Source organism: Hyphomicrobium zavarzinii ATCC 27496 (assembly GCF_000383415.1).
GTDB classification, from domain to species: Bacteria; Pseudomonadota; Alphaproteobacteria; order Rhizobiales; family Hyphomicrobiaceae; genus Hyphomicrobium_C; species Hyphomicrobium_C zavarzinii.
Genome location: NZ_KB911255.1, coordinates 140,296 through 165,000, shown reverse-complemented (window position 1 = coordinate 165,000; position 24,705 = coordinate 140,296). Strand labels below are relative to the sequence as shown.

The following is a 24,705-nucleotide window of genomic DNA, read 5'->3' as shown; positions in this document are numbered from 1 at the left end:
CCGGTGCGCGGCGACGATATCCGCCTCACCTCCGGCTTTGGCCTTCGCCGCCACCCCTTGCTCGGTGAGTACAAGATGCACACCGGCATCGACTGGGCCGCCCCCACCGGCACGCCCATTCTCGCAGCCGGCAACGGCACCATCGAAGAGGCTGGCCGCAAAGGCTATAATGGTAATTATGTCCGTATACGTCACGCCAACGGCTACCAGACGGCCTACAGCCACATGTCACGCTTCGCCCCCGGCGCGGCGGCTGGCGTCAAGGTGCGCCAAGGCCAGGTGATCGGCTACATCGGCACGACCGGCCTCTCCTCGGGACCGCACCTTCACTTCGAAATCCTGGTCAACAACCAGTTCGTCAATCCGCTCTCGATCGAGGTTCCGCGCGAGCGCCAGCTCGAAGGCAAGGATCTCATCGCGTTCCATAAAGAGCGCATGCGCATCGACGAGCTGATGCGCCGCGCACCCGTCCTCACGGCCAGCAAATAGCAGGCGCGACGGGGCCGAACCACAGCCAGACCTCCAAAAACGAAAACCCCTCCCCGAGGACGGGGAGGGGTCTGCTACCTGCTGCCGGTGGCCTGCGGCCTGACGTTAGGCGGCAGCCGCCTTTACCTGAGTGCCGTTCACGGTCAGCGCGCCGTCGCGCACCGAGACGCGAACCGTATCGCCATCCTTCACCGACCCGCGCAGGATTTCCTCCGCAAGCGGATCCTGCACGTTCTTCTGGATCACGCGCTTCAACGGCCGCGCGCCATAGATCGGGTCGTAGCCCTTGTTCGCAAGCCACGTGCGGGCCTGGTCGTCGAGCTCGATCGTGATCTTGCGGTCGGCGACGAGTGCCTGCAGCCGCTTGATCTGGATGTCGACGATGGCCGCCATCGCTTCGCGCCTCAGGCGGTGGAACACGACGATCTCGTCGATACGGTTGATGAACTCGGGCCGGAAGTGACGGCGCACCGCGTCCATGACGAGACCGTACGCCTCCTCCTCGCTCATCACCTTGTCCTTGTCGCCCGGAGCACCGAAGCCCAGCGGCTGACGCGGATCAGCGAGATACTCGGCGCCGAGGTTCGAGGTCATGATGATCAGCGTGTTCTTGAAGTCGACCGTCCGGCCCTGTCCGTCCGTCAGGCGCCCGTCGTCGAGCACCTGCAGCAGCACGTTGAACACGTCCGGATGCGCCTTCTCCACCTCGTCGAACAGCACGACCTGATACGGACGCCGCCGCACGGCTTCCGTAAAAGCACCGCCCTCCTCGTAGCCGACATAGCCCGGAGGCGCGCCGATGAGCCGCGACACGGAGTGCTTCTCCATGTACTCGCTCATGTCGATGCGCACCATCGCGCTCTCGTCGTCGAACAGGAACGCGGCTAGCGCCTTCGTCAGCTCGGTCTTGCCGACGCCGGTCGGCCCGAGGAACATGAACGAGCCGATCGGCCGGTTCGGATCCTGCAAGCCGGCGCGCGCACGCCGCACCGCGGTGGCGACGGCCTTAACCGCCTCCGGCTGCCCGACGACCCGCTTCTCCAGCGCCTCTTCCATCTTGAGCAGCTTGTCGCGCTCACCTTCCAGCATCTTGTCGACAGGCACGCCCGTCCAGCGCGACACGACCGCCGCGATCTGGTCCGGCGTGACAGCCTCTTCCACCATCACACCTTTGGCTTCGCTGCTCTCGATGGTCTTGAGCTTCGCCTCGAGCTCGGGGATGACGGCGTGAGCGAGCTCACCCGCGCGCGCATAGTCGCCCTTGCGCTGCGACTGCACGAGCTCGGTGCGGCGCTTGTCCAGCTCCTCCTTCACCTTCTGGGCCGAGCCGAGCTTGTTCTTCTCCGTCTCCCAGCGCTCGGTAAGCGCACGCGACTTCTCCTCAAGCTCCGCGATGGACTTCTCGAGCTTCTCGAGCCGGTCCTTCGAGGCCGCGTCCTTCTCCTTCTTCAACGCTTCGCGCTCGATCTTGGCCTGCATCAGGTCGCGATCGATCGCATCCAGCTCCTCGGGCTTGGAATCCACCTGCATGCGAAGCCGCGATGCGGCCTCGTCCACGAGATCGATGGCCTTATCCGGCAGGAAACGGTCGGTGATGTAGCGGTTCGACAGCGTCGCCGCCGACACGAGAGCCGAATCGGTGATGCGCACGCCGTGATGCAGCTCGTACTTCTCCTTCAAGCCGCGCAGGATCGAGATGGTATCCTGAACCGTCGGCTCATCGACGAACACCGGCTGGAACCGCCGCGCAAGCGCCGCATCCTTCTCGATGTGCTTCTTGTACTCGTCGAGCGTCGTGGCTCCTACGCAGTGAAGCTCACCGCGAGCGAGTGCGGGCTTCAGGAGGTTGCCCGCGTCCATCGCGCCTTCCGCTTTGCCGGCGCCCACGATGGTGTGCAGTTCGTCGATGAACAGGATGACCCGGCCATTCTCGGCCTGCACCTCGTTCAGCACGCCTTTCAGGCGCTCCTCGAACTCGCCGCGGAACTTCGCGCCCGCGATCAGCGCACCCATGTCGAGCGCGAGCAGCTTCTTGTCCTTGAGGCTTTCCGGCACGTCACCCGCAACGATACGCAAGGCGAGGCCTTCCGCGATCGCCGTCTTGCCGACGCCCGGCTCACCGATCAGCACAGGGTTGTTCTTGGTACGCCGCGAAAGCACCTGGATGGTGCGGCGGATCTCCTCGTCGCGCCCGATCACAGGGTCGAGCTTGCCGTTGGCGGCCTGCTCGGTGAGATCGCGCGCGAAACGCTTCAGCGCGTCGAAGTTTTGTTCCGCACTCGCACTGTCTGCCGTGCGCCCTTTGCGAATTTCATTGATCACCGCATTGAGACGGTCGGGCGTGACGCCCGCATCCGCCAGGATTTTGCCGGCCTCCGAGCCCTTCTCGAGTGCAAGCGCCAGCAGCAGCCGCTCGACCGTGACGTACCGGTCGCCGGCCTTCTCGGCGATCTTCTGAGCCGTGTCGAACACGCGGGCGAGCTCGGGCGCGAGGTAGAGCTGTCCGGCCCCGCCGCCGCTCACTTTCGGCCGCTTGGCGAGCAGACGCTCCACCGCATCCAACGCGTCTTTATGCCGCCCGCCGGCGCGCGCGATCAAACCCGCGGCCGCCCCCTCGCTGTCCTCCAGAAGAACTTTGAGCAGGTGCTCGGCAGAAAATTGCTGGTGTCCCTCACGGAGCGCCAAGTTCTGGGCCGACTGCACGAACCCTTTGGCGCGATCCGTAAACCTTTCGAAATCCATGGTATTACCTCCTCAGCGCGCTTCGCCGCCCTCATCTGAGGCTCGGTTCGAAACGCCATCTCGATGGACTGTTTCGTAGCCCGATCCGGACCCATTCCGGCGCCCGGCTCCAAACCACCTCAGCGAGATATAGGGCGGGTACCTCGCGTATAAAGGGGCTTCCGTCAGGTAGTATGAGCACGATCAACGGACCGCGGGGGATCGAATGGCAGGCGTGGTTTCCGGACTCTTTCGCTACCCCGTGAAGGGTCTCTCCGCTCAGCCGCTCGAACGGGTGGCTCTGTCCGCGGGCGAGCCCTTTCCCTTTGACCGCATGTGGGCCATCGAGAACGGCCCCAGCCGCTTCGACCCGGCCGCCCCCAAGCCGGTGCCTGACATCAGCTTTCTCATCCTGATGCGCGACGAGCGCCTCGCCGCGCTGGAAGCGCGCTTCGAGGAGGAGACCCAGCGCCTCATCCTGCTGCGCAACGGGCGGCAGGTGGCCAGCGGCATCCTCTCCACCCCCTCCGGCCGGCAGATCATCGAGCAGTTTTTCGCGGCCTTCATGGCCGACCGCCTTCGCGGCCGCCCCAAGATCGTGAGCGCCCCCGGCCACACCTTCATCGAGACCGGCGACAAAGTCGCCCACATCGTGAACCTCGCGACCGTGCGCGATCTCGAACGCGTCTCGGACCGCCCCATCGACCCGCTCCGCTTTCGCCCGAACATCATCGTTGACGGCTTCCCCCCGTGGTCGGAGTTCGACTGGCTCGGCAAAGACATCACGATTGGGCCGGTCAGGATGGCGGTTCTGGAAAAAGCCACGCGCTGCGCCGCCCCCAACGTTGACCCCAAGACCGGCAACCGCGACATGGACATCCCGGCGGCTCTCAAGCGCGAATGGGGCCACATGGATTTCGGCGTTTACGCCAAGATCCTGACCGGCGGCGAGCTCGCGATCGGCGATGCGCTCAGGCTTCAAGATTGAGCGGCCGTCGATACGCCGCCCAAAAAGGCACGAAGGCATGCCACCGTCCGGCGGCACGCCATCGTCGCAAAACACAACCGCTCAGAACCGGCCTGTCAGCGTCAAGCCGAACTGCCTCTCGTCGCCCGCCATCCCGTACGCAGGGTAGAGCGGCGGATCGTCAGTCCGTTCGACGGCCGTAAGATACTTCTCGTCGAACAGGTTCTTGGCGAACACCGTAAGCATGTAGTTCTCCCACTCCCAACCTGCCCGCGCGTCGACCACGGTGAAGCTATCGACGAACTGCGTTGGGCTGTTGTCGACATCGCCCGTGCTGTAGTAGCCGTCCGTGTGACGCACGTTTGCGCCCAAGAACCAACCGGCAGCCGAGCGATACATCGCGCCCGCCGCGAACGTATAGCCCGGCGCTTCCGGATACTCGTTGCCGGTGAAGTTCTCGCCCGGTCTGTTACCCCTTACGAAGTCGTCGAACTTGGACTGCATCAAGCCGAGAGAGGCGAAGAGCTGCAGCGGCGGGATCGGGCGCCAGCGCGCCTCGAACTCTGCGCCGTAGGCGTGCGAGGCAGCCGCGTTGAGAACTTCACTCACGCGATAGGAGCTGTCGAGCACAACGACCTGCTGATCGGTGTAATCGTAATAGAAAAAGTTGGAGTTGAATTCGAGCGTCTTGCTGAGCCAGTTCGAGCGGTAGGACAGCTCATACGCATCGAGATACTCGGGAGCGACCGTCGAGGTACGCCACCCGCCGCCGGCTTGAGGAGGCAGCGCAATCCACTGCTGGAAGCCCGTCCGGTAACCCTTGTTGTAGGATACGCCGATCGTCTGATTGTCCGTTACATCGTACGAAATACCTGCCTTGGGCAGAAATTCCTCGAACGTCGCCTTCGAATTCGTATCGGTCGGAAAATAGATGTCCCCCTGGAAAGGGATTCCGAAATAGTTATAGAGCCAGTTGAAGGCATTCATGCCAACCGAGGTCTCGGTCGACTTGACCTCATCCCTCAGCAATCGGCCACCCGCATTGAAGACCCAGCGATCCCACCGGTAGCGAAGGTCTGCATAGGCGGCGATGGTGGTCGTGTCGGAACCCGACGTCCCGTCCTGATACGGCAGGGTGATGTCCGGAAGCGACCTTCCTGTGAGATTGACGAGGTATTGAACGCTGGGAATACCCCCCAGGAACGGGATGTGCAGCGACGTGTCGTTGAACGCGGTGCGCTCGAAATTCCCGTAGAAGAGACCGAGCACGCCGGATAGTCCGTTGCCGCGGTTTTCGATTTCGAGCCGCAGATCCTGCGTGAAGTCCGTTCCCGCGACGTTGTCGCCGTCACGGATAAGTTCAGCGCCCGCGGCCGTGTAGATTTCGGAATCGGTTTCCGCATACGCGGTTATGCTGCGAACGGTAAGCCCCGGCGCAAACTCATATGAGAGATCGGCCGCATAGTTCTCGACCGTCGCCTCGCGGAAGTCCGTGAACGAGGAGGTGTAGTTGAGCTTGCGTTCGAGGAAATTGGGACCGGAGACGAGGCCGCTGCCCGGCGCATCGTGCGTGCGCGCGGCCGTGAACAGCGCGCTGAAGCCCGGCAGGCTGTCGGGCTCGATCAGAAGCTTGCCGCGCAGCGTATCGTACGCGTCGATCCCCATGTCCTGGTTTTCGGGATCGGCATAGTCGATGCCGCGATCACGCTCGGTTTTGTAACCGGAGATGCGAAAGGCCGACTGCCCCGCGACGATGGGAGCATTCAAAACGAACCCGGCGCCATAGAGATCGTTGGTGCCGACCGTTCCCTCGATGACACCGCCGAGCTTGTAAGTCGGATCATTGGTCTTGACGACGACCGTGCCGCCGATCGCGTTGCGTCCCTGCAGCGTCGACTGCGGCCCGCGCAGGACTTCGACCTGCTCGACGTCCCACAACGCACGCGCACCGCGGCGCACGGCATCGGGGTTCTGGGTCACGCCGTCAACCACGACGCCGATCGCCGGCACGCCGGAAATGTGCTGTAAGCCCGTCTGCCCTTCCGAGTTGAGACCCCGCACGGCGAAGCCGGCGTTCGGGTCTTGCGTGGTGACGACGTTGGCGGCTTGCCCGATCGCCTCGTCGAGATCGCGGATCTGCCGCTCGGAAATGTCCTGCCCCGTGACAACGGCGACGCTGGTCTGAGTGTCGCGGAGGGTGCGGACGACCTTCTCGCCCTCGATGACCTGCTGCTCGAGAGCCGTATCGGAAGCTTCCCCGGCGGCCTGACCGGCCGACTGCGGCGCGCTCTTCCGCAGCTTCGCCTTCTTGACGTTGCGCTTGGCGGGCGCCTCGACGACCAGGCCCGGCAACTCGGTGTATCCCTCCGTTTCCGTGGACGGAACCGCCTCCTGAGCAAAGGCGAGATGCGGCCCGCCCAAGACAAGCGCCAGTGCAAGCGTCGATAAACTCGATTTAACTGCGTTCATCCCTATAACCCCCCGGGAAACAACAACTTCGCGGGGTATTAAAACGGGTCACTGAAACATTGTCTACAAAATTAGTACACAATCGCGTTGCAGGCGAGCAAACGACCGTATGCGGAACACAAAAGATCAGCACGCTGCAAATGAAGTCTTTTTCCGAACCCTGCGGAATGACTCTGCAGCACGCATGTCGGAATGCAGAAGAACGTCCCCAGCCTCTCCAGACACGCGAAAGCCGCGGACGTCTGCCCGCGGCTCCCCGTAAACCCGATCGTTGCGAAGCCGTTGCTCAGTCCCCGCTGCCTTCCACGGCAGGGGTCGGCGTCGGCGCGCCGCCTTCCTCGCCCGATCCGCTCGCGGATTCGCGGCGCGGACGGCGCACAGGACGGCGCAGAAACTCGGGCTGCTCGTGGTGGGGAACGGCCGCCGCACGCTCTCGCCGCGGTGCCGGAACACTTTCCATATTCACGTCAGGCTGGGGCGCACGATCAGGACGATCCGCCCTGTCCACACGCTCTATACGCTCGGGACGGTCGCCGCGCGGCTCGCCCCGCTGGAAGCGCTCGCCGCGATCACGGTCGCGATCTCCTCTGTCGTGCCGCTCGGAATAGCCACGGTCGCCGCGGTCACGATCCCGGTCGCGGTCCCCGCCGTGACGGTCGCGATTGTGGAACTGACGGCCGCCCCCTTCATGCTGGGTGCGCGGGCCGCGCTCTTCGAAACGCTGCCCCTCGTGACGGCTCTGCCCCTCTCCACGCGAAGGCTGCGCCGCGTAAGGCTGCTGCGGCTGGCCCTCGGCATTGAAGTCGCCATCCTCGTCGCCGAAATCGTCGTTCATCGACACCGGCTCACCGAAGCCCGCCGGCCGCGGACGGCCCATGCCGTTCTGCATGTCACCGCCGCCTTGCGCCATCTGCTGCTCGCGGAAGGCCATGATAATGCGGTTATAATGCTCGGCGTGCTGAAGATAGTTTTCGGCAAGAACCGGGTCGCCGGAAGACTGGGCATCGCGCGCGAGCGCGATGTATTTCTCGGCGATATGAGCAGGCGTACCGCGCAACTTGACGTCCGGCCCCGTGCTTTCGAAGCTTCGCGTCAAAGGATTTTGACCTTTGCGGTTCTGATTATTGTTACCATTATTGTTGTTGTTGCGGCCGCGTCCTCTGCGGTTCTGCTGTCCCTGCCTCATGGGCTCCATTCTCGACAGTTGTGGAAAATAGGCTGCCGCGCTCAAACCGCAGCAGTGAGTACGATCGTTCCCTCGCGGTCCCCTCGGCCCGCGTCCTCGCTAAACCGGTTGCCCGGCAGACTCCAAAAACCCCCAAATAGGCTGCAGCATCCATGCAGCGACCAGGTTCATGCGGGACCCCGACGCCCGCCACCCAGATCCGTGTTCCTTTACGCGCTCGAACGACAGTGGCATGTCCGAAAGGGAGGAGCATGAATGCGAATGGCGCTCAAGGTTGCTGCCGTGTGCCTGCTAAGTGCGGCACCATCGACGGCACTCATCCGCCTGTTTCGCATTCCATCATGCGCTAAATAATGACAGCCGGGTTACCGAACGGGCCGCTGCCAACAACCAACTGCGCATGAAATTAAATTCTCTAGACCGCACATTAAACCTGCCGCCCACCAAATCCAAGTGATTTTAGTTTCATGGCTAACGATGTGTCCTAGCCGCAACACAGCGTGTGTGTTTCCCGAGATCCTGCCAGGTCCTTGTCTCCGCCAGTGAACCCATCCCCAGGGATTCGCGGAAAATTGCCTCGACATCCGGGGCTTGCCCAGCTCCGACTTCCAGCAACACCCAGCCCTCCGGCACGACCCTCGGCACCCCAGCCGCCAGCTCCCGGTAGATGGCGAGACCATCGGCTCCGCCATCGAGCGCGCCGAGCGGATCGTAGTCGCGCACATCCGCATCAAGGCCGCCGATCTCTCCGCTTGGAATATAAGGCGGATTCGACACGACGAGATCGAAAGTGCCTTCCACGCCGTCAAGCGAGCGGCGATTCTGAAAGGAGGCGCGCACCCCCACGCCGAGGCGCTCCGCATTGGCACATGCCACGTCGAGCGCGGCATCGCTGATGTCGGTGCCGAGCCCCGTCGCCAGAGGCAGCTCAGCGAGCAGCGTGACGAGCAGCGCCCCCGAGCCCGTGCCGACGTCGAGAATGCGGATCGGCCTGTTGCGCCAGCCTTCCCGCTCCACGACCTCCAGCGCCGCCTCGACCACGGTCTCCGTGCACGGCCTCGGATCGAGTGTCGCGGGCGTGATGTGAAAGGTTCTGCCGTAGAAGCCGCGCTCGCCGAGAATGCGTGAGACAGGCTCGTGAGCCGCGCGCCGGTTGGCGAATTCCGCCAGCCTCCGGGCCTCTTCGGGCCGAACGGCACGCTCGGGCTCTCTCATGAGATCGGTCGCCGAAAGACCGAGCGCGGCCAGCACCAGCAAGCGTGCATCGCGCGCGGCTCCGTCGATGCCGGCGTCAGCCAGCACGCGCGCCAGCGTCGTCACCGCCTCGCGCGCTTCGAGCCCGCCGAACAAAGACAAGCCGGGATCGCCCGCTTCACGCGCCATGGCCTTCCATCGCGGCAAGCTCCGAGGCCTGATGCTCGGCGATGAGCTGATCGATGATCTCGTCCAGCCCGATGCCTTCCATGATCCTGTCGATGCTGTGCAGCGTGAGATTGATCCGGTGATCCGTCACGCGCCCCTGCGGGAAGTTGTAGGTCCGGATGCGCTGCGAGCGATCTCCCGATCCCACCTGGCTCTTGCGCGCCTGGCTGCGCTCGCTGTCGGCACGCTCCCGCTCCGCTTCATAGATGCGCGAACGCAGCACCTGCATGGCGAGCCTGCGGTTCTGATGCTGGGATTTCTCGGCCGAAACCACGACGATGCCGGTCGGCAGATGCGTGATGCGCACGGCGCTGTCCGTCTTGTTGACGTGCTGCCCGCCGGCTCCGCCCGCACGCATGGTGTCGATCCGGATGTCCTGGTCCTTGATCTCGATGTCGATGTCCTCGGCCTCCGGCAGCACCGCCACCGTCGCTGCCGAGGTGTGGATGCGCCCGCCGCTCTCGGTTGCCGGAATGCGCTGCACGCGATGCACGCCGCTCTCGTACTTGAGCCGCGCGAACACGCCCCGCCCCGTGATTGACGCGATGATTTCCTTGTAGCCGCCGAGATCGTTTTCCGACACGGAGATGATCTCCGTCTTCCATCCCTTGGTATCGGCATAGCGCTGGTACATGCGGAACAGATCCGCCGCAAACAGCGCCGCCTCGTCGCCGCCGGTGCCTGCGCGAACTTCGAGAATGGCGCTCTTCTCGTCGGCGGCGTCCTTCGGCAGCAGCAGAATCCGTAGGCCCTGCTCCATCGCCTCGATCCGGGGGCCAAGCTGCGTGAGCTCCTCGCGGGCGAGATCCACCACGTCCCTGTCCTGGGCGGGATCCTTGATCAGCGCTTCGAGATCACGCACCTCCTGCTCGGCCGCCTCCAGCTCCCGCACCGCCGTGATGAGCGGGGTGAGTTCGGAAAACTCCTTGGTAAGCTTCACATAGGTCGCCTGAGGGGCGCCCTCGTTCAGCTCGGCCTGGATAGTTTCGTAGCGCTCGATGAGCCGTGCGAGCTTCTCTTTGGGAATGACACTCATGGTCTTCTTGTATTGGAGCCTTCGCTAATCCCGCGACATGCAGCCAACCGGGCTGGCCTGCAAGCAAATTCCCTCGGCGGATGGAGTACCGGCCTAGATTTCGACGCCGTGCTCGGCCGCGAACGCCTCGAGCTCGCTCCGGAGACTGCCCGACCGGCCGACCAGCAGGCGGTCGAGCAGCAGCGTGATCGCCTCCGCATTGAGCGAGCGGATCATGGTCTTGACCGGACCGATCGACGCCGGCGCCATGGAGAGCGTCCTGAAACCGAGGCCGATGAGGCACATGGCTTCAACCGGGCGCCCGGCCATCTCACCGCAGAGCGTGAGCGCGACCCCGTGCTTGCGGCAGGCCCTCGCGAGTTGCTTCAACGCCCTGAGTGAGGCAACCGAAAGCGAGTCGAACCGGCTTGCCACGCGCGGGTTCGAGCGGTCCGCCGCGAACAGAAACTGGGTAAGATCGTTGCTGCCGACCGAGACGAAATCGACCCTCTGCAGAAGCTCGTCCAGCTCGAACAGGACGCTCGGAACCTCGATCATGGCCCCAATCAGGAGCTTGCTCGGAGGCGCGATGCCCCGCGCCGCGGCGATGTCACGCTCTTTGTCGATCAGAACCCTGATCTCGTCCATCTCCGTGGCGACGGAGACCATCGGGATCATGATGCGCAGCTCTTTGCCGGCTGCGGCCCGCAGAAGGGCGCGCACTTGCATGCGGAACAGCGCCGGCCGGTCGAGCGACATGCGGATCGCCCGCCAGCCGATCGCCGGATTTTCCTCCGGCACGTGGCTAAGGTAGGGAAGCACCTTGTCGCCGCCGATGTCGAGCGACCGGAACACCACCGGCTTGCCGTCCGCTTCCGTCAGAATGGCTTCGTAAGCCTGCGTCTGCCGGTCCACCCGCGGCAAGCTGTGCGAGAGCATGAACATGAGCTCGGTGCGGAACAGACCGATGCCGTCGGAGCCGGATTCCTTGAGATGGGGCATATCCGCGAGCAAACCGGCGTTGATCTGCAGCGTGATGCGCTCGCCGTCCATCGTCTCGGCCGGAAGATCGCGCAGCGCCTCGTACTGCTTCTGCCGCCGCGCCCGGAAACGCACCTTGTCGGTATAGGCGGAAACCACCTCGCTCGAAGGGCGCACGTGCACTTCGCCGATCACGCCGTCGACGATGATCGCATCGCCAGCCGTCACCCGCTCCACGATGCCCTCGGCCTGGCCCACCGCCGGAATGCCGAGCGCCTTGGCGACGATCGCCACGTGGCTCTGCCCGCTGCCATCCTCGATGACGAGGCCCCTCAGCCGCGAGCGGTCATAGTCGATCAACTCCGCCGGGCCCATGTTCCGCGCCACCAGAATGGTATCTGAGGGCATTTCCGGCGGATTGATGAGGCCGGTGGGAACGCCCGCGAGAATGCGCAAGAGCCGGTCCGATAGATCGTCGAGGTCGCGCTGGCGCTCGCGCCAAAAGGGATCGGCCTGCTTCAGCATCCGCGCGCGCGTGCCGTTCTTGACGCGCTCCACCGCCGCATCCGCCGTGAGGCCGCTCTGCACCGCCTCCCTGAGCCGGCGCTCCCAGCCGCGATCGTGGGCGAACATGCGATAGGCTTCGAGCACGTCGCGATGATCTCCCGCGCCTGACAGAAGCTCGTGGCTCAGCATGTCGTCGAGCGAGGTCTTGAGCTCCAGGATGGCGTCCTCGAGCCGGCGCAACTCCGCCGCCGGATCGTCGGCCATCAGCTTGGTGACGACGATCCTGGGCTCGTGCAGCATCACGTGGCCGAGCGCGATGCCTTCCGAGATCGGCTCGCCGGACACCACCTTTGACAGCGCCCGCGAGATCTCGATCGCCGATCCGACCCCGCTCACCGCGCCGGACACGAGGTGCTCCGCAACGACCATCGCCGTTGCCTGCATCACCTCGACGTCCTCGTCCGAGTATTCCTTGACCGTGCGGTTCTGGACGACCAGCACGCCGAGCACCTGCCCGCTGCGCTGGATCGGCACCGCCAGCAGCGAGTGGTAGATCTCTTCGCCGGTCTCGGGCCGGTAGGAGAAGGCGGGGTGCTTCGAGGCGTCCGGCTCGTTGATCGGCACCCCGAGCTCGGCGCACCGGCCCACGAGGCCTTCGCCGCGCTTCAGCATCGTATTGTGCACTGCGGAAGCGTTGAGGCCTTCGCTGGCGAACAGCTCGAGCGATCCGTCCTGACGCCTCAGGTAGATCGAGCAGACGTCGGCCACCATCACGCCGGCGATCTGGCGCACGATCTTGTCGAGCCGCTGCTGCCCGTCCGCCGGCTCGGCCATGATGTCCCGCAGCCGGCGCATGATGACACGCAGCGCCGGCTCGGTTGGCATCACACGGGGCTCGTCGCCGCGTCTCGAGTGCATAAGGCAATAGCCGTTGAAATATGGATCCGCACCCCCCTAGGTACCCCAGGGGTCATGCGCCGTTATACGTTAATTTGAGCGCGAATGCGGAAATGCTGCCGGAAAAGCGATAGCCAGACCTTAACGGCTCGCGCCGGTCGGTCAGGCTGCGTCGAGACCGTAGATCGTGTGCAGTGTCCGGACCGCGAGCTCCGCATAAGCCGCATCGATCAACACACTGATCTTAATCTCAGAAGTGGAGATCGCCAGGATGTTGATCCCCTTCTCGGAGAGCGCCTTGAACATTTGCGCCGCAACACCCGCGTGGCTGCGCATGCCGATGCCGATCACCGAGACCTTTGCCACGTCCGCGGAGCTTTGCAGCTCGAAATCGCCGATGTCGGCGCGCGCCGCCTTGAGCACTTCGAGCGCCCGGGGAAGCTCGGCGGCCTGCACCGTGAACGTCATATCGGCGTGGCGGCCGTCTGCGGCGACGTTCTGGACGATCATGTCCACGTTGATCGAGGCCTCGGCCAGCGGCACGAAAATGCGCGCCGCGATGCCCGGTTTGTCCTCGAGCTTCAGCATGGTGATTTTCGCCTCATCCCGAGCGTAGGCGATGCCGCTGACGACTTGGCTTTCCACGATCTCATCCTCGCCGCAAACGATTGTCCCGATATTCTCAAGATTGCCGGCCCTGACCGGCGCCATGTCGTCGGGCTTGACGAAGCTCGACAGCACGCGCGTCTTGACCTGATACACCATCGCCAGCTCGACCGAGCGCGTCTGCAGCACCTTGGAGCCGGAGGATGCCATCTCGAGCATTTCTTCGTAGCTCACCTTGGGCAGGCGCCGCGCCTTGGGCACGATCCGGGGGTCCGTGGTGTAGACACCATCGACGTCCGTATAGATGTCGCAAACGTCGGCCTTGAGCGCGACCGCGATGGCCACCGCGCTCGTATCCGATCCGCCGCGCCCAAGCGTCGCGATCCGTTTGGACTTGGGCTCCACGCCCTGGAAGCCGGTGATCACCGCCACCTCGCCCGCATCGAGCGAGCGCTTGAGATCCTCGCCCGCGATGCCCGTGATGCGGGCCGAGCCGTGGGCGGTGCTGGTTTCGACCGGAACCTGCCATCCCTGCCAGGAGCGCGCCTTGACGCCCATCGACTGGAGAACGATCGCAGTCAGACCCGCCGTGACCTGCTCGCCGCTGGCAACGACCGCGTCGTACTCGCGCTTGTCGTGCAGCGGAGACGCCTCGTTCACCCAAGAGACGAGCTGGTTTGTCGCACCCGACATGGCCGAAACCACCACGGCAACCTTGTTGCCGGCGTCGACCTCGCGTTTGACGTGGCGCGCAACGTTCTTGATGCGCTCGACGTTGGCAACCGAGGTGCCACCGAATTTCATCACGACAACAGCCATGGCCTAACCGCTCGAAGCCCGGTTCTGAACAAAAACCCGGTTCTGTCTGGAAGATCGTCTTGAGGGCCTGTCCACTGGCGGAGCCGCAAGGGGACTTGACCTCGTTTCGGCCGTTCTCTTACCGGGAACGCCGGATCGCTGCAACGAAGCATTTTCCGATGGAGCACCTGGGGGTTCGCCTGCCGGAAGGGCCGCAAGCCGGCCTGGAGCAGACGGCCGACCTCGCGACATTGACAATCGCGTCCACCCTGTCACCTTCGCGCCCATGAGCCAGCCCGTCCAGACCTCCACCGAACCGAACTCCCCCGCAGCCGCCGGCGCCACTCCTGGCGCGGGGCCGGCCAATCTCGACGACGCGGAGATCGAGCGCTTTCAGCGCCTCGCCAAGGCCTGGTGGGATCCGCTCGGAAAATTCCGGCCGCTTCACCAGATTGGCCCCGCGCGGCTCACCTTCATCCGCGACGAGCTGACCCGTCACTTCGGACGCGAGACGTCGGGCCTTCGCCCCCTGAAGGATCTCCGCGTTCTCGACGTGGGTTGCGGCGGCGGCCTCATGTCCGAGCCCCTGGCCCGCCTCGGCGCGCGCGTAACCGGCATCGATCCGGGCGACAAGAACATCGCCATCGCCCGCGACCACGCCACGCCTCAGGGCCTCGACATCGACTACCGGGTGACGACGGCGGAAGCGCTCGTAGCCGCTGGCGAGCTTTACGATGCTGTGGCCTGTCTCGAGGTCGTCGAGCACGTCCCCGACGTTGGCGCCTTCGTGAAAACCTGCGCGAGCCTGGTCCGCCCTGGCGGCATGCTCGTGCTGTCGACCATCAATCGCACGCTGAAGTCCTACGCGCTCGCCATTGTGGCCGCCGAGTACGTGCTCGGATGGCTGCCGAGAGGTACGCATCAATGGGATCGCTTCGTGACGCCTGACGAGTTGGGCCGCCACATCGCGAGCGCGGGTCTCGGCGAGACCCGCTTCAAGGGTTTCGTCTACAGCCCCCTCCGCGATCAGTGGAGCCTCGCCGACGACACCGACGTGAACTATCTCGTATCGGCGGTTCGAGAACCCCAGCCCGTAAAAACCTGATCAGCATTTTTTTCTATTTCGAATGACGTTTTCGCAAAACGCGTTCGCGACATAACGTCTTTAAGTCGAAAAATACGAAAAACTGCGGCCGTATGGCACCTTGGCCGGGGCAAACAGCCTTGACGGCGCCCCGCCTTTCAATCTTTAAGAAGCCGCTGCTCGCGCAGATGAACCAAAAACATGGCAGGCCTCTCCTCCTTCGGAGCAACCCTCCGCAGGACAAGCGGCCGCTACGCAGCGAGCGGAGAAGGGGACGAATATGTCGAACGAGCCACGCCGCCCGGGCCGGCACTTCCTGCAAATTCCAGGTCCGACTCCCATTCCCGAGCGGATCATCGCGGCCATGGCCCGCCAGATCCTCGATCATCGCGGTCCTGAATTTCAGAAGCTCGGCAAGCGCGTTCTTTCCGGCGTAAAGACCCTGTTCAAGACGCAGGGCCACGTGATCATTTATCCCTCGTCCGGAACGGGCGCATGGGAAGCCGCTCTCACCAACACGCTCTCGCCCGGCGACCGCGTGCTGATGGTGGAGACTGGCCAGTTCGCCGTTCTCTGGAAGCAGATGGTTGACCGTCTCGGCCTGCGCGCCGAGGTCATCCAGACCGACTGGCGCATTGGCGCCGACGCCAACGAGATCGAAGCCCATCTCCGCAAGGACAAGGCCAAGACCATCAAGGCCGTGTGCGTCGTGCACAACGAAACCTCGACCGGCTGCCGCACGCGCCTCGACGAGGTGCGCCGCGCCATTGATGCTGCCGACCACCCGGCGCTCCTGATGACGGATTCCATCTCGGGCCTTGCCGCCGCCGATCTGCGCCATGACGAATGGGGCATCGACGTCACGGTCTCCGGCTCGCAGAAGGGCATGATGATGCCGCCGGGACTGTCGTTCACCGCCATTTCCGACAAGGCCATCGCCGCCTCGAAGACCGCGAAGCTCGCCCGCTCCTATTTCTCGTGGGACGACATGCTCGCGTTCAACGGCGACGGCTACTTCCCCTACACGCCGGCGACCGGCCTGCTCTATGGCCTCGACGAGTCGATCAAGCTGATCCACGAGGAAGGCTTGGAGAACGTGCTCGCCCGCCACGAGCGTCTCGCCGAGGCAACGCGCATCGCGGTCCGCACCTGGGGCCTCGAGGTCAACTGCCGTGACGAGAAATACGACAGCCCGGCCGTGACCACCGTGCTCATGCCCGATGGCCACAACGCCGACGCCTTCCGCAAGCTCGTGCTCGAAAGCTTCAACATGTCGCTTGGCACCGGCCTGAACAAGCTCGCCGGCAAGGCCTTCCGCATCGCTCACCTCGGCGACACCAACGAGCTCACCGTTCTCGGCGCCCTCACCGGCGTGGAGATGGGTCTCGAGCTTGCTGGCGTGCCGCACAAGAAGGGCGGCGTGCAGGCTGCGATGGCCTACATCGCAGACAGCGCACGCCCCCTCGCCAAGGCCGCCTGATCGGCAGCCACGAACGAAAAAGCCCTCCGGCTGCACACCAGCCGGAGGGCTTTTCTTTTGTCCCGTTCGGCGAGGAAGATCACGCCCGCCCGGCGAGCGATTCCATCGCGGTGCGAACCTCCGGCGTGAAGCTGCCGTTGATCGGCCCCTTGTAGGCGCCTTCGTCGCGAAGGACTTCCTGTAGCCACTTCCGGTCTCCGAGTGACAGCACGTTCGGATTGCGCATCAGCTCCGAGACCAGATACTTGTCGCCGAGCTTGAGCGAGCGCACCACCCAATAGGCCGCCTCCGTATCGCTCTTTTTCACGCCTTTGCCGATGCGATAGAGAACACCGAGATTGAAGGTCGCCACCGCATTCCCGAGCTCCGCCGAGCGGCGCACCTGATCGGCGGCACGCGCATTGAGACGGAAAGCTTCCGCCTCATCCTTGGGAATCCCGCGCCCCAGCTCATACTTCTCCGCGAGCCATGACGTCGCCTCGCTGAGCCCCTTGTCGGACGCCTCACGCAAAAGCTTCACCGCCTCCTGGTCGTCCTTCGGCACACCCTTGCCCGTCTCGTAGAGGAGCGCGAGCTTGTGCATGGCGAAGATATGCCCCTTGTCCACCGCACGCCGGTACCAGCGCGCCGCCTCGGCGTAATCCTGCGTCGCGCCCCGCCCCGTCTCGTAGAGCGTGCCGAGATTGGTCATCGCGGCTTCCTGCCCGCCCTCGGCTGCCTGAAGGAACCACTTGGCGGCCAGCGTCTCGTTCTTGGGGATGCCGATGCCGTCCTTCGCGAACAGCCCGTAGCGCGTCATGGAGGCGAGGTGCCCCGCCTCGGCGGCCTTGAGATAGTAACGGGCCGCTTCGGCGAAATCCTTTGGCCCCAGAACCAGCCCGAGCGACAACAGCCGCCCGAGGCTCGCCGAGGCGCCGACATTGCCCGCGTCCGCCCGCGCAATCAGGAAGCGCTTGAGATCCGCCGCACCCTGTCCCGCGCGCCAGACGTCGACCGTGACCGACTGATCCGGGTTGAGCCCGCGAAGCACGGCCGTCAGCGTGTCTGAATCCGTAACCTCGCGCCCATCGACCTTCTGAATCACGTCGCCGGCACGCACCCCGGTGTTGCCCTGAGGCGCATCGGAAACCAGCGCGCCGCGCTCGGTGCCGAGACCCAGCGCGTCGGCGAGATCCGCGTCGACGGTCGTCACCCGGACCCCAAGACCGCCATGCGGTTGCCCGTCCGTCACGGTCTTCGTCAGGGTAACCTTGAGCGACAGCTTCTCCGTCGCAACGTCCGTTGAAGAGGAAGGCGTGCTCTTGGCCGGCTCGGCCGGCGTCTTGGCGGGGGTGCTCCGCTCCGGCTCCTTGGTTTCTTTGGGGCGCTCGGTGGGCTCACCCTCGGGCGTCAGCACGCCGGTCAGCGGTGTCCACCGCTGCGCGAGCGCAGGTTGGGACGCCACGGCACACGCCGCAGCGAGCACAACAGCTCCCGCATTGAGAAACGGCCGCAACCGCACCCTTACCCCCTTTGCCAAAGAACTCGTAAAACCGACTCACACCTTCTGCGGCGGCTCGACAAAGAGCTCGCTCGAGAAATAGCGCTCGGCCGACGAGGGTGCGAACGTCACCACCGTCTTGCCGCGCATTTCGTCCCGCGCCGCCACCTCGAGCGCCGCAGCCACATTCGCTCCGGTGGAGATACCGCCCGGAATCCCTTCGAGTTTCGCCAACGATCGCGACGTTTCGAAGGCCTTCTCGTTCGAAACCCGCACCACCTCGTCGATGAACTTCGTATCGAGCACCTTCGGCACGAAGCCCGCGCCGATGCCCTGGATCTTGTGCGGACCGCGCGCGCCGCCAGAGAGAATGGGACTGCCCTCGGGCTCCACCGCGATCACCTTGAGCGACGGCTTGCGCGCCTTGAGCACGCGACCGCATCCCGTGAGCGTGCCGCCCGTGCCGACGCCGATCACGATCGCGTCCACGTTGCCCTGGGTGTCGGTCCAGATCTCTTCGGCCGTGGTCTTCTCGTGCACGAGCGGATTGGCCGGGTTCTCGAATTGGCTCGGCTGCACGGCGCCGGGTGTCTCAGCCAGGATCTGGTTCGCCTTGTCGATGGCGCCGGGCATACCGCCCGCCGCCGGAGTGAGCACCAGCTCCGCGCCCAGATGCGTCAGGATCTTCCTGCGCTCGATCGACATGGATTCCGGCATCACCAGGATGAGCTTGTAGCCGCGCGCCGCACAGACGAACGCGAGGCCGATGCCCGTGTTGCCTGATGTGGGCTCCACCAGCACGCTCTTGCCGGGCGTGATCTTGCCCTCGGCTTCCAGCACGTCGATCATGGCGACGCCGATGCGATCCTTGACGCTCGACAGCGGATTGAAGAACTCGAGCTTGACGAGCACGTCCGCCTTGGCACCGGCCTGCTTGGCAACGCGCTGCAGGCGAACGAGCGGCGTATGTCCGATTGTCTCCGTGATATCGGAAAAGACCCGTCCGCGGCCCCAGCTCTGGGTTGCCTTCAAGGTCTTGATTTCGGTCGCATCGGTCATCGCTCTAGCCTGCCTCGATTGGTCCGGGGTTTCCTAAAGTTTCTTTTCGCACATATTCGTGCCCATCCAAAGGGCTGCCTACGCGTTTCCTGCACCGGCAACCCTCTCCGTATCATGGCGGAGATAGGCAGCTAAACCTTACGCTTCAATGCCTTTTTTTGGCTTTTTGCGGGAGTGGCTGCGCGCCGCGCCAGGCCCTTGGCTCCGCGCGTGGAGCCAAAACCGCCCGCGCCCCGCCGGGTCTCGCCCACCACTTCGACGCGCTTCAGCGCCACGCGCGTGACGGGCGCCACGACGAGTTGCGCGATGCGCTCGCCCCGATGGATGGAGAACGGCGCCTCTCCGAGATTGACGAGGATGATCTTCACCTCGCCGCGATAATCGGAATCGATCGTCCCCGGGCTGTTGAGCACCGTGATGCCGTGCTTCAGCGCCAGCCCAGAGCGAGGCCGCACCTGCCCTTCGAAGCCGGGCGGCAATTCCAGCGTAAGGCCCGTCGGGATCAGCACGCGCTTGCGCGGCTTGATGACCACCGGCTCGCTCTCCGGAACGGCCGCGACAAGATCGAGCCCAGCCGCCTCATCGGACTGATAGGCCGGCAACGGCAATCCTTCGCCATGCGCCAGCACCACCACACGAATGCGCACGCGTCCCTTGGAAACCCCCTTGGCCATCCCCGCTACACCTGCTCCCGCGCTTCCGTCAGAAAACCGGCGGCGCGCGCGAGCAGCGCATCCGCGACTTCCGCCTTGCTCATCTCCGGCCAGCTCTCGACACCTTGCGGTGTGACGAGATGCACCCGGTTCCGCTCGCCGCCGAACACCCCGGTTTCCTCGGAGACGTCGTTCGCGACGATCCAGTCCACCGACTTCGACTTGCGCTTGCCTTGTGCGTTCTCGATCACCGCGCTGGTCTCGGCGGCGAACCCGACGACGAGCGTGGGACGGCGCGATGTACGCTTGGCGATGGTGCGCAGGATATCGGGATTCTCCACGAGCTCGAGCTGCGGCGGCCCTGCGTTGGGCGCCTTCTTGATCTTGCCCCGGCCCGGCGCGGCGACGCGCCAGTCCGCGACCGCGGCAGCGAACACCGCGACATCCGCGGGAAGCGCCGCCTCGACGGCAGCCAGCATCTCGTTCGCGGTCTCCACGCGGTGCGTCTCGACACCATCGGGATCGGCGAGCTGAACCGGCCCCGTGACGAGCGTCACCCGCGCGCCAAGACGCCGCGCGGCGACAGCGATCGCATGACCCTGCTTTCCTGAAGAACGATTGGCGATGTAGCGCACCGGATCGATGGGCTCGTGCGTCGGCCCGCTCGTCACCAGCACGTGGCGCCCCGCCAGCGGAAGGCTCGGCTCTGGTTTCGCGCGCGATCCGGAAACGTTGAGAAAGCCGAAGCCACTCGCGCTCTCCTCGTTGTCGGCGATAAGGCTCTCGATGCGCGCCACGATCTCGCCGACCTCGGCCATGCGCCCGACACCAGCCTCGCCCTTCTCCGCCATCTCGCCCGCGTTGGGTCCGATGAACTGGACGCCATCCGCTTCGAGCTGGCGCACGTTGCGCTGCGTCGCCGGATGGCTCCACATGGCGGGGTTCATGGCGGGAGCCGCCAGCACGCGTGCCCGCGTGGCGAGCAGCACGGCGGTGGCGAGATCGTTCCCCTGCCCCTGCGCCATCCGCGCGAGGAGGTCGGCCGTCGCCGGCGCCACCGCCACGAGATCCGTTTCCCGCGCGAGGCGGATGTGTCCGATCTCCCGCTCGCCTTCGAGGTCGAAGAGATCTGTCGCGACACGCTCGTTGCTGATCGCCCCCACCGCCAGCGGCGTGATGAACTCCTGCGCGGCCTTGGTCATGACGCACCGGACGGCGAATCCGCGCTCGCCCAGCCTGCGGATGAGATCCAGGCATTTGTAGGCGGCAATGCCGCCGCCGATGATGAGCAGCACGCGTTTCATGGAATTTCGAGCCAAGCCGACCTCGATGGAGCGCCTATATTAAGGGCAGGACGGACGACGCGGGCACGAGCATATCCGCGCATCCGGTCCCTGAAAGCCGAAACATGCCGCAATTGCGGCCAGCCGGCACCCTATCATTTATGCTACCATATCACGCGCTTTGCCGGTTCAACGACCGGACCACGATGGTTACCGATGAGGCTCCTCAGGATGGAACGCCAGAGCCGGAAACTTGTATTGGCCATCGCCGCCCTGCTCGCGGTGTGCGGGGCTCCCTCCGTCGCGTCTTCGAACACCGTCGCCGAATGCTTCAGCGAGAACAACCAGCGCCGCATCGCCGGTTGCACGGAGCTCATCGAGAACCCCAACCTGGACGCCGGCACCAAGAGCCTCGCCTACGCCATGCGCGCCCTCGCCCTGTCGCTCACCGGCGCCTTGAGCGACGCCCTGCCCGACTACGACGCAGCCATCAAGCTCGACCCCGCCTCCGCCATGGCCCTCAACAACCGCGCCTGGGTGCTCTACAAGCTCGACCGGCTGACCGAGAGCATGAGCGACGTCGAGCGCTCGCTCCGCTTGGCCCCTGCCAGTCCGCACGCGCATGACACCCGCGCCCACATCCGCCAGGCACTCGGCGAGCGCACGGCCGCGCTCCGCGACTACGAGCAGGCCATGCGTTACGGCGGCGAGCACCTCGTGAAACTCTACCAGTGCGGACTGGAGGCACAGGGCATCTATTCCGGCCCGATCGACGGCCTTTACACGCGCGATGTGCGCAAAGCGCTCGAAATCTGCGTCGCCTCCGCGTCCTGCGATCCTCTTCCCGCCGATGAGGAATGCCGCGCCGCCACCTCGTAGCGTGGCAGGATGAGGATCAGATCTGCGGCACGAGACCGGTCAGCATCCACGATCCGTTGACGAAGCTCAGCTCCGCCGTGATCTCCGCCTTGCCCGCCGTCGCGTCGCGCGCCACGCCCACGGAGAGCCCCAACGGTCCCGTCAGTGAAAAGTGCTTGATGTTGCCGAGCCCGTACTTCGGCCGCGCGCGGGACTCGTTGAGCGCCGGCAGAACCTCGATCTCGGCACCCGGCTGCGGCTGCACGTCGGTTGCCTTCGCATCCGCGCCGCCAAGAACTTTATGCGTATCGATGCCGAGCTTCCCGGCGATTTCGTCGAGCCGGCTGCGCCCGCCTCCGGACTGATCCTCGGACACGATAAGGAACCCGCCGAGCCCATCTGCGCGGGACGCCCGGTCCATCACGAGGCTGTCCAGCGCCTCCTTGAACGTTTTCCCGCTAGCGTGAATGCGGATGAGCATCTCCGGCGTGACCAGCGACGCGAGCACACCGTCCACGATCCGGGGCATCACGCGCGCCTTGAGCTGATCGCTCAGCGCACCGCCCGCAGTTCCCGCCTTGTGCAGCGTATCCGTGATCACCTTGTCGACCTTGGCCGCAACGGCGGGGCGGAGAGAAGCCCGCACGCTCGGAAAATCGATCCTCGCAACCAGCCCTTCCACGTTGTGGCCTTCGAGCGACGACTTGATCTCGTAGCCCGCATAGAGCGGCCAGGCGACATAGAACGCCAGCACGGCGACGAAGCCGATCGATCCGAGCGATCGCATCTTGAAAAGCCGCGAAACCGGCGTTCCCGTGGCTGGTGCGCGCGATCGGCTCATGAGATCCCCCCGAGGCATCCGGAATACGGCAGGCGCAGGCCCTATCCGCGGTAGTGCGAATACTGCCCCTTCGGTCTGAAGCGTTCGAGATAGGACGGCACCACCGATCCGATCGACTGCTGCGGCACGACACCGAGCCCAGCCAGCGTCCGCCCGTCCTTCGCGGCCTCGGCGCTCACGACGTTGTCGGATTGGAGCAGCCGCACCTGATCGACGGTGAGCGGGCGAAGCGAGTTCGGCAACGGCCACGTCATGAGCGCCTGAAGCTTCGCCAGCCAGAACGGCAGCGAGATGAAGCCGCGCTTGCGTCCCGCATAGGACAGCGTGCGCTCCAGAAGCTCGCGGAAGGAGAGCACCTCCGGCCCGCCGAGCTCATAGACCGCGCCGGGCTTCGCGCTTTGGAGAACCTGCACGACCGCTTCGGCGACGTCGCCCACGTAGACCGGCTGAAAGCGGGTGCGTCCGCCCCCGATCAGCGGCAGCACGGGCGACATCTGCGCAAGCGCCGCGAACCGGTTGAAGAACTCATCCTCGGGACCGAACACGATCGACGGCCTCAGAATGATCGCACCAGGAAACTCCTCGAGCACCGCGGCTTCTCCAGCGGCTTTCGAACGCGCATAGCGCGCGGGCGAGGAGGCAGACGCCCCGATCGCCGAGATATGGACGAAGTGAGACGCGCCGGCTGCCCGCGCCGCCTTGGCGACAGCCCGGGCTCCCTCGTCATGCACGGCCTTGAAGGTCTGCCGGCCGCTGCCTGCCAGGATACCGACCGCGTTGATGACGATGTCGGCGCCTTCCACCGCGCGGGCCACCGACTCGGGGAATCGCAGGTTGGCCTGCACCGGCTGGATCTGCCCCACATTGCCCATGGGTTGCAGATAGCCCGCAAGATCGGGGCGGCGCGACGCGGCCCGGATGCGGTAGCCCTCTCTCGCGAGCGCCCGGACAGTATGACGGCCGACGAAACCCGACCCTCCGAAAATCGTGACCAGCTTGTTGTTGCCGCTTCCCGCTGCCATTCCGCTTCTCCCGCCCCGGCGCCTCAGCCTTTGGAGCCGTAAGTCCCTCATATGCTTCCGGAAAACCGAGGCCCCGCTTTCCACCGGGAAGCACGATAAAACAAAGGTCTAGTCCGTTCCCGCACGCCGATCAAAACCGGAGCATCCGCAAGAGCGGCCCTCACCTGATCGCCAAGCCAGCCGAGCCTCCGTGTCCGCACCAGACGCGTGAATCAGACTCCAGAACAACGACATAGAGCACGTTTGCGCGCGCGACACCGATTCGATCAAAGGCCAAAGCGGCTCAGGTCAGGGACTAGCTTATGGACCCGAAACGTGACGAGTCCAACCTCGCGGGCGCGCAAAATGCGCACTTGCCCCCTTTGAGGCGGTACTCTCATTGACAACGGCGGCCACTCCCCGTAACTCATGGCGCCCGCGAGCTTACGGCTTGCCCAGATGGCGGAATTGGTAGACGCACTAGTTTCAGGTACTAGCGCCGCGAGGCGTGGAGGTTCGAGTCCTCTTCTGGGCACCATCACTTAAGCTCTAAGTGTACTAACGCGGGACTATTACGTCGACATATGCGTCGACTGCTTATCCGTCCACATTGCCGCGACCAGCGGAAGGACGGACATAGCCAACAAGCTCAAAGACGCACGACCCATCGAACGCAATGGCGTCCGGTACTTCGTGCGACGCGTGCCGAAGCACCTCGCACGTTTGGACGGACGCGGCACCGTTGTCTGGAGCACGGGCATCGCCGTGCACGACGACCCTCGTGCGATCCGCGCCAAGATCATCGTGCGCCAGCATGATCACAAGCTGCGACAGCATTGGAACAAGCTGCTCGCCGGCGCCGCGTCGAACCCGTAACAGGGCATAAAACCGAGAAATCTACCGCAAAC

Annotated in this window: 19 protein-coding genes and 1 tRNA gene (1 of these 20 only partly in view); 7 read left to right on the top strand and 13 right to left on the bottom strand. The window is 64.8% G+C overall.

From position 1 onward, the window contains the following. Positions 1 to 489 carry the 3' end of a M23 family metallopeptidase gene (locus F812_RS0100760; protein WP_020084044.1) on the top strand. 1,554 nt of this gene lie to the left of the window's left edge, so 489 of the gene's 2,043 nt are visible here — the last part of the coding sequence; the start codon falls outside the window, past its left edge; it ends in the stop codon at positions 487 to 489. Positions 490 to 594: 105 nt separating this feature from the next. On the opposite strand, the gene clpB is transcribed toward F812_RS0100760, so the two are convergent. Further along, positions 595 to 3,231 (bottom strand): ATP-dependent chaperone ClpB, encoded by a 2,637-nt coding sequence (gene clpB, locus F812_RS0100755; RefSeq protein WP_020084043.1) that lies wholly within the window; start codon positions 3,229 to 3,231, stop codon positions 595 to 597. Positions 3,232 to 3,436: 205 nt separating this feature from the next. On the opposite strand from clpB, the gene F812_RS0100750 reads away from it, so the two are divergent. Beyond that, on the top strand, positions 3,437 to 4,198 hold the full coding sequence (locus tag F812_RS0100750; protein WP_020084042.1) for an MOSC domain-containing protein: 762 nt from the start codon (positions 3,437 to 3,439) through the stop codon (positions 4,196 to 4,198). Positions 4,199 to 4,279: 81 nt separating this feature from the next. On the opposite strand, the gene F812_RS22040 is transcribed toward F812_RS0100750, so the two are convergent. The 6 genes from F812_RS22040 to F812_RS0100720 form a co-directional block, all read right to left on the bottom strand. After that, complete coding sequence (locus F812_RS22040; protein WP_020084041.1) at positions 4,280 to 6,646, bottom strand: TonB-dependent receptor; 2,367 nt, start codon at positions 6,644 to 6,646, stop codon at positions 4,280 to 4,282. Positions 6,647 to 6,932: 286 nt separating this feature from the next. Next, positions 6,933 to 7,832, bottom strand: coding sequence for a DUF4167 domain-containing protein (locus F812_RS25140; protein WP_020084040.1), 900 nt, complete (start codon positions 7,830 to 7,832; stop codon positions 6,933 to 6,935). Between the two features lie 471 nt (positions 7,833 to 8,303). Beyond that, the gene (prmC, locus tag F812_RS0100735) at positions 8,304 to 9,215 is read right to left on the bottom strand and encodes a peptide chain release factor N(5)-glutamine methyltransferase (protein ID WP_020084039.1); all 912 of its coding nucleotides are present in this window, start codon (positions 9,213 to 9,215) and stop codon (positions 8,304 to 8,306) included. Beyond that, positions 9,205 to 10,290 carry a peptide chain release factor 1 gene (gene prfA / locus F812_RS0100730; RefSeq protein WP_020084038.1) on the bottom strand — a complete coding sequence of 362 codons (1,086 nt, stop codon included), beginning with the start codon at positions 10,288 to 10,290 and terminating at the stop codon, positions 9,205 to 9,207. The genes prmC and prfA overlap by 11 nt, the downstream gene beginning before the upstream one ends. A 93-nt stretch (positions 10,291 to 10,383) precedes the next feature. Further along, the gene (gene ptsP, locus F812_RS0100725; protein WP_020084037.1) at positions 10,384 to 12,642 is read right to left on the bottom strand and encodes a phosphoenolpyruvate--protein phosphotransferase; all 2,259 of its coding nucleotides are present in this window, start codon (positions 12,640 to 12,642) and stop codon (positions 10,384 to 10,386) included. Between the two features lie 174 nt (positions 12,643 to 12,816). Beyond that, entirely contained in the window at positions 12,817 to 14,079 is a 1,263-nt protein-coding gene (locus tag F812_RS0100720; protein ID WP_020084036.1) for an aspartate kinase, read from the bottom strand. A gap of 265 nt (positions 14,080 to 14,344) precedes the next feature. Between F812_RS0100720 and ubiG the strand changes: the two genes are divergently transcribed. Together ubiG and F812_RS0100710 are read left to right on the top strand one after the other, a co-directional pair. Beyond that, positions 14,345 to 15,163 (top strand): bifunctional 2-polyprenyl-6-hydroxyphenol methylase/3-demethylubiquinol 3-O-methyltransferase UbiG, encoded by an 819-nt coding sequence (gene ubiG / locus F812_RS0100715; protein ID WP_020084035.1) that lies wholly within the window; start codon positions 14,345 to 14,347, stop codon positions 15,161 to 15,163. Positions 15,164 to 15,422: 259 nt separating this feature from the next. Further along, a complete protein-coding gene (locus F812_RS0100710) occupies positions 15,423 to 16,622 on the top strand; it encodes a pyridoxal-phosphate-dependent aminotransferase family protein (RefSeq protein ID WP_020084034.1) in 1,200 nt (399 codons plus the stop codon). Positions 16,623 to 16,701: 79 nt separating this feature from the next. On the opposite strand, the gene F812_RS25135 is transcribed toward F812_RS0100710, so the two are convergent. From F812_RS25135 to F812_RS0100690, 4 genes are all read right to left on the bottom strand, one after another. Then, positions 16,702 to 18,066, bottom strand: coding sequence for a PDZ domain-containing protein (locus F812_RS25135; RefSeq protein WP_198011112.1), 1,365 nt, complete (start codon positions 18,064 to 18,066; stop codon positions 16,702 to 16,704). A gap of 93 nt (positions 18,067 to 18,159) precedes the next feature. Further along, positions 18,160 to 19,161: a cysteine synthase A gene (gene cysK, locus F812_RS0100700; protein ID WP_020084032.1), complete on the bottom strand. Its 1,002-nt coding sequence runs from the start codon at positions 19,159 to 19,161 to the stop codon at positions 18,160 to 18,162. Between the two features lie 131 nt (positions 19,162 to 19,292). Further along, on the bottom strand, positions 19,293 to 19,835 hold the full coding sequence (dut, locus tag F812_RS0100695) for a dUTP diphosphatase (RefSeq protein ID WP_020084031.1): 543 nt from the start codon (positions 19,833 to 19,835) through the stop codon (positions 19,293 to 19,295). 5 nt (positions 19,836 to 19,840) lie between these two features. After that, positions 19,841 to 21,118 (bottom strand): phosphopantothenoylcysteine decarboxylase domain-containing protein, encoded by a 1,278-nt coding sequence (locus F812_RS0100690; RefSeq protein ID WP_020084030.1) that lies wholly within the window; start codon positions 21,116 to 21,118, stop codon positions 19,841 to 19,843. Positions 21,119 to 21,313: 195 nt separating this feature from the next. On the opposite strand from F812_RS0100690, the gene F812_RS0100685 reads away from it, so the two are divergent. Continuing rightward, entirely contained in the window at positions 21,314 to 21,976 is a 663-nt protein-coding gene (locus F812_RS0100685; protein WP_156827159.1) for a tetratricopeptide repeat protein, read from the top strand. Between the two features lie 16 nt (positions 21,977 to 21,992). Here F812_RS0100685 and F812_RS0100680 read toward each other — a convergent pair whose 3' ends face one another. Together F812_RS0100680 and F812_RS0100675 are read right to left on the bottom strand one after the other, a co-directional pair. Continuing rightward, on the bottom strand, positions 21,993 to 22,796 hold the full coding sequence (locus F812_RS0100680) for a DUF2939 domain-containing protein (RefSeq protein ID WP_020084028.1): 804 nt from the start codon (positions 22,794 to 22,796) through the stop codon (positions 21,993 to 21,995). Between the two features lie 41 nt (positions 22,797 to 22,837). Next, positions 22,838 to 23,818 carry a complex I NDUFA9 subunit family protein gene (locus F812_RS0100675; RefSeq protein ID WP_020084027.1) on the bottom strand — a complete coding sequence of 327 codons (981 nt, stop codon included), beginning with the start codon at positions 23,816 to 23,818 and terminating at the stop codon, positions 22,838 to 22,840. Positions 23,819 to 24,250: 432 nt separating this feature from the next. Here F812_RS0100675 and F812_RS0100670 point away from each other — a divergent pair. Both F812_RS0100670 and F812_RS26285 read left to right on the top strand, forming a co-directional pair. Next, positions 24,251 to 24,335 (top strand) — tRNA-Leu (locus F812_RS0100670). 164 nt (positions 24,336 to 24,499) lie between these two features. Next, on the top strand, positions 24,500 to 24,673 hold the full coding sequence (locus F812_RS26285; RefSeq protein ID WP_156827158.1) for a hypothetical protein: 174 nt from the start codon (positions 24,500 to 24,502) through the stop codon (positions 24,671 to 24,673). Positions 24,674 to 24,705 lie beyond the last annotated feature (32 nt).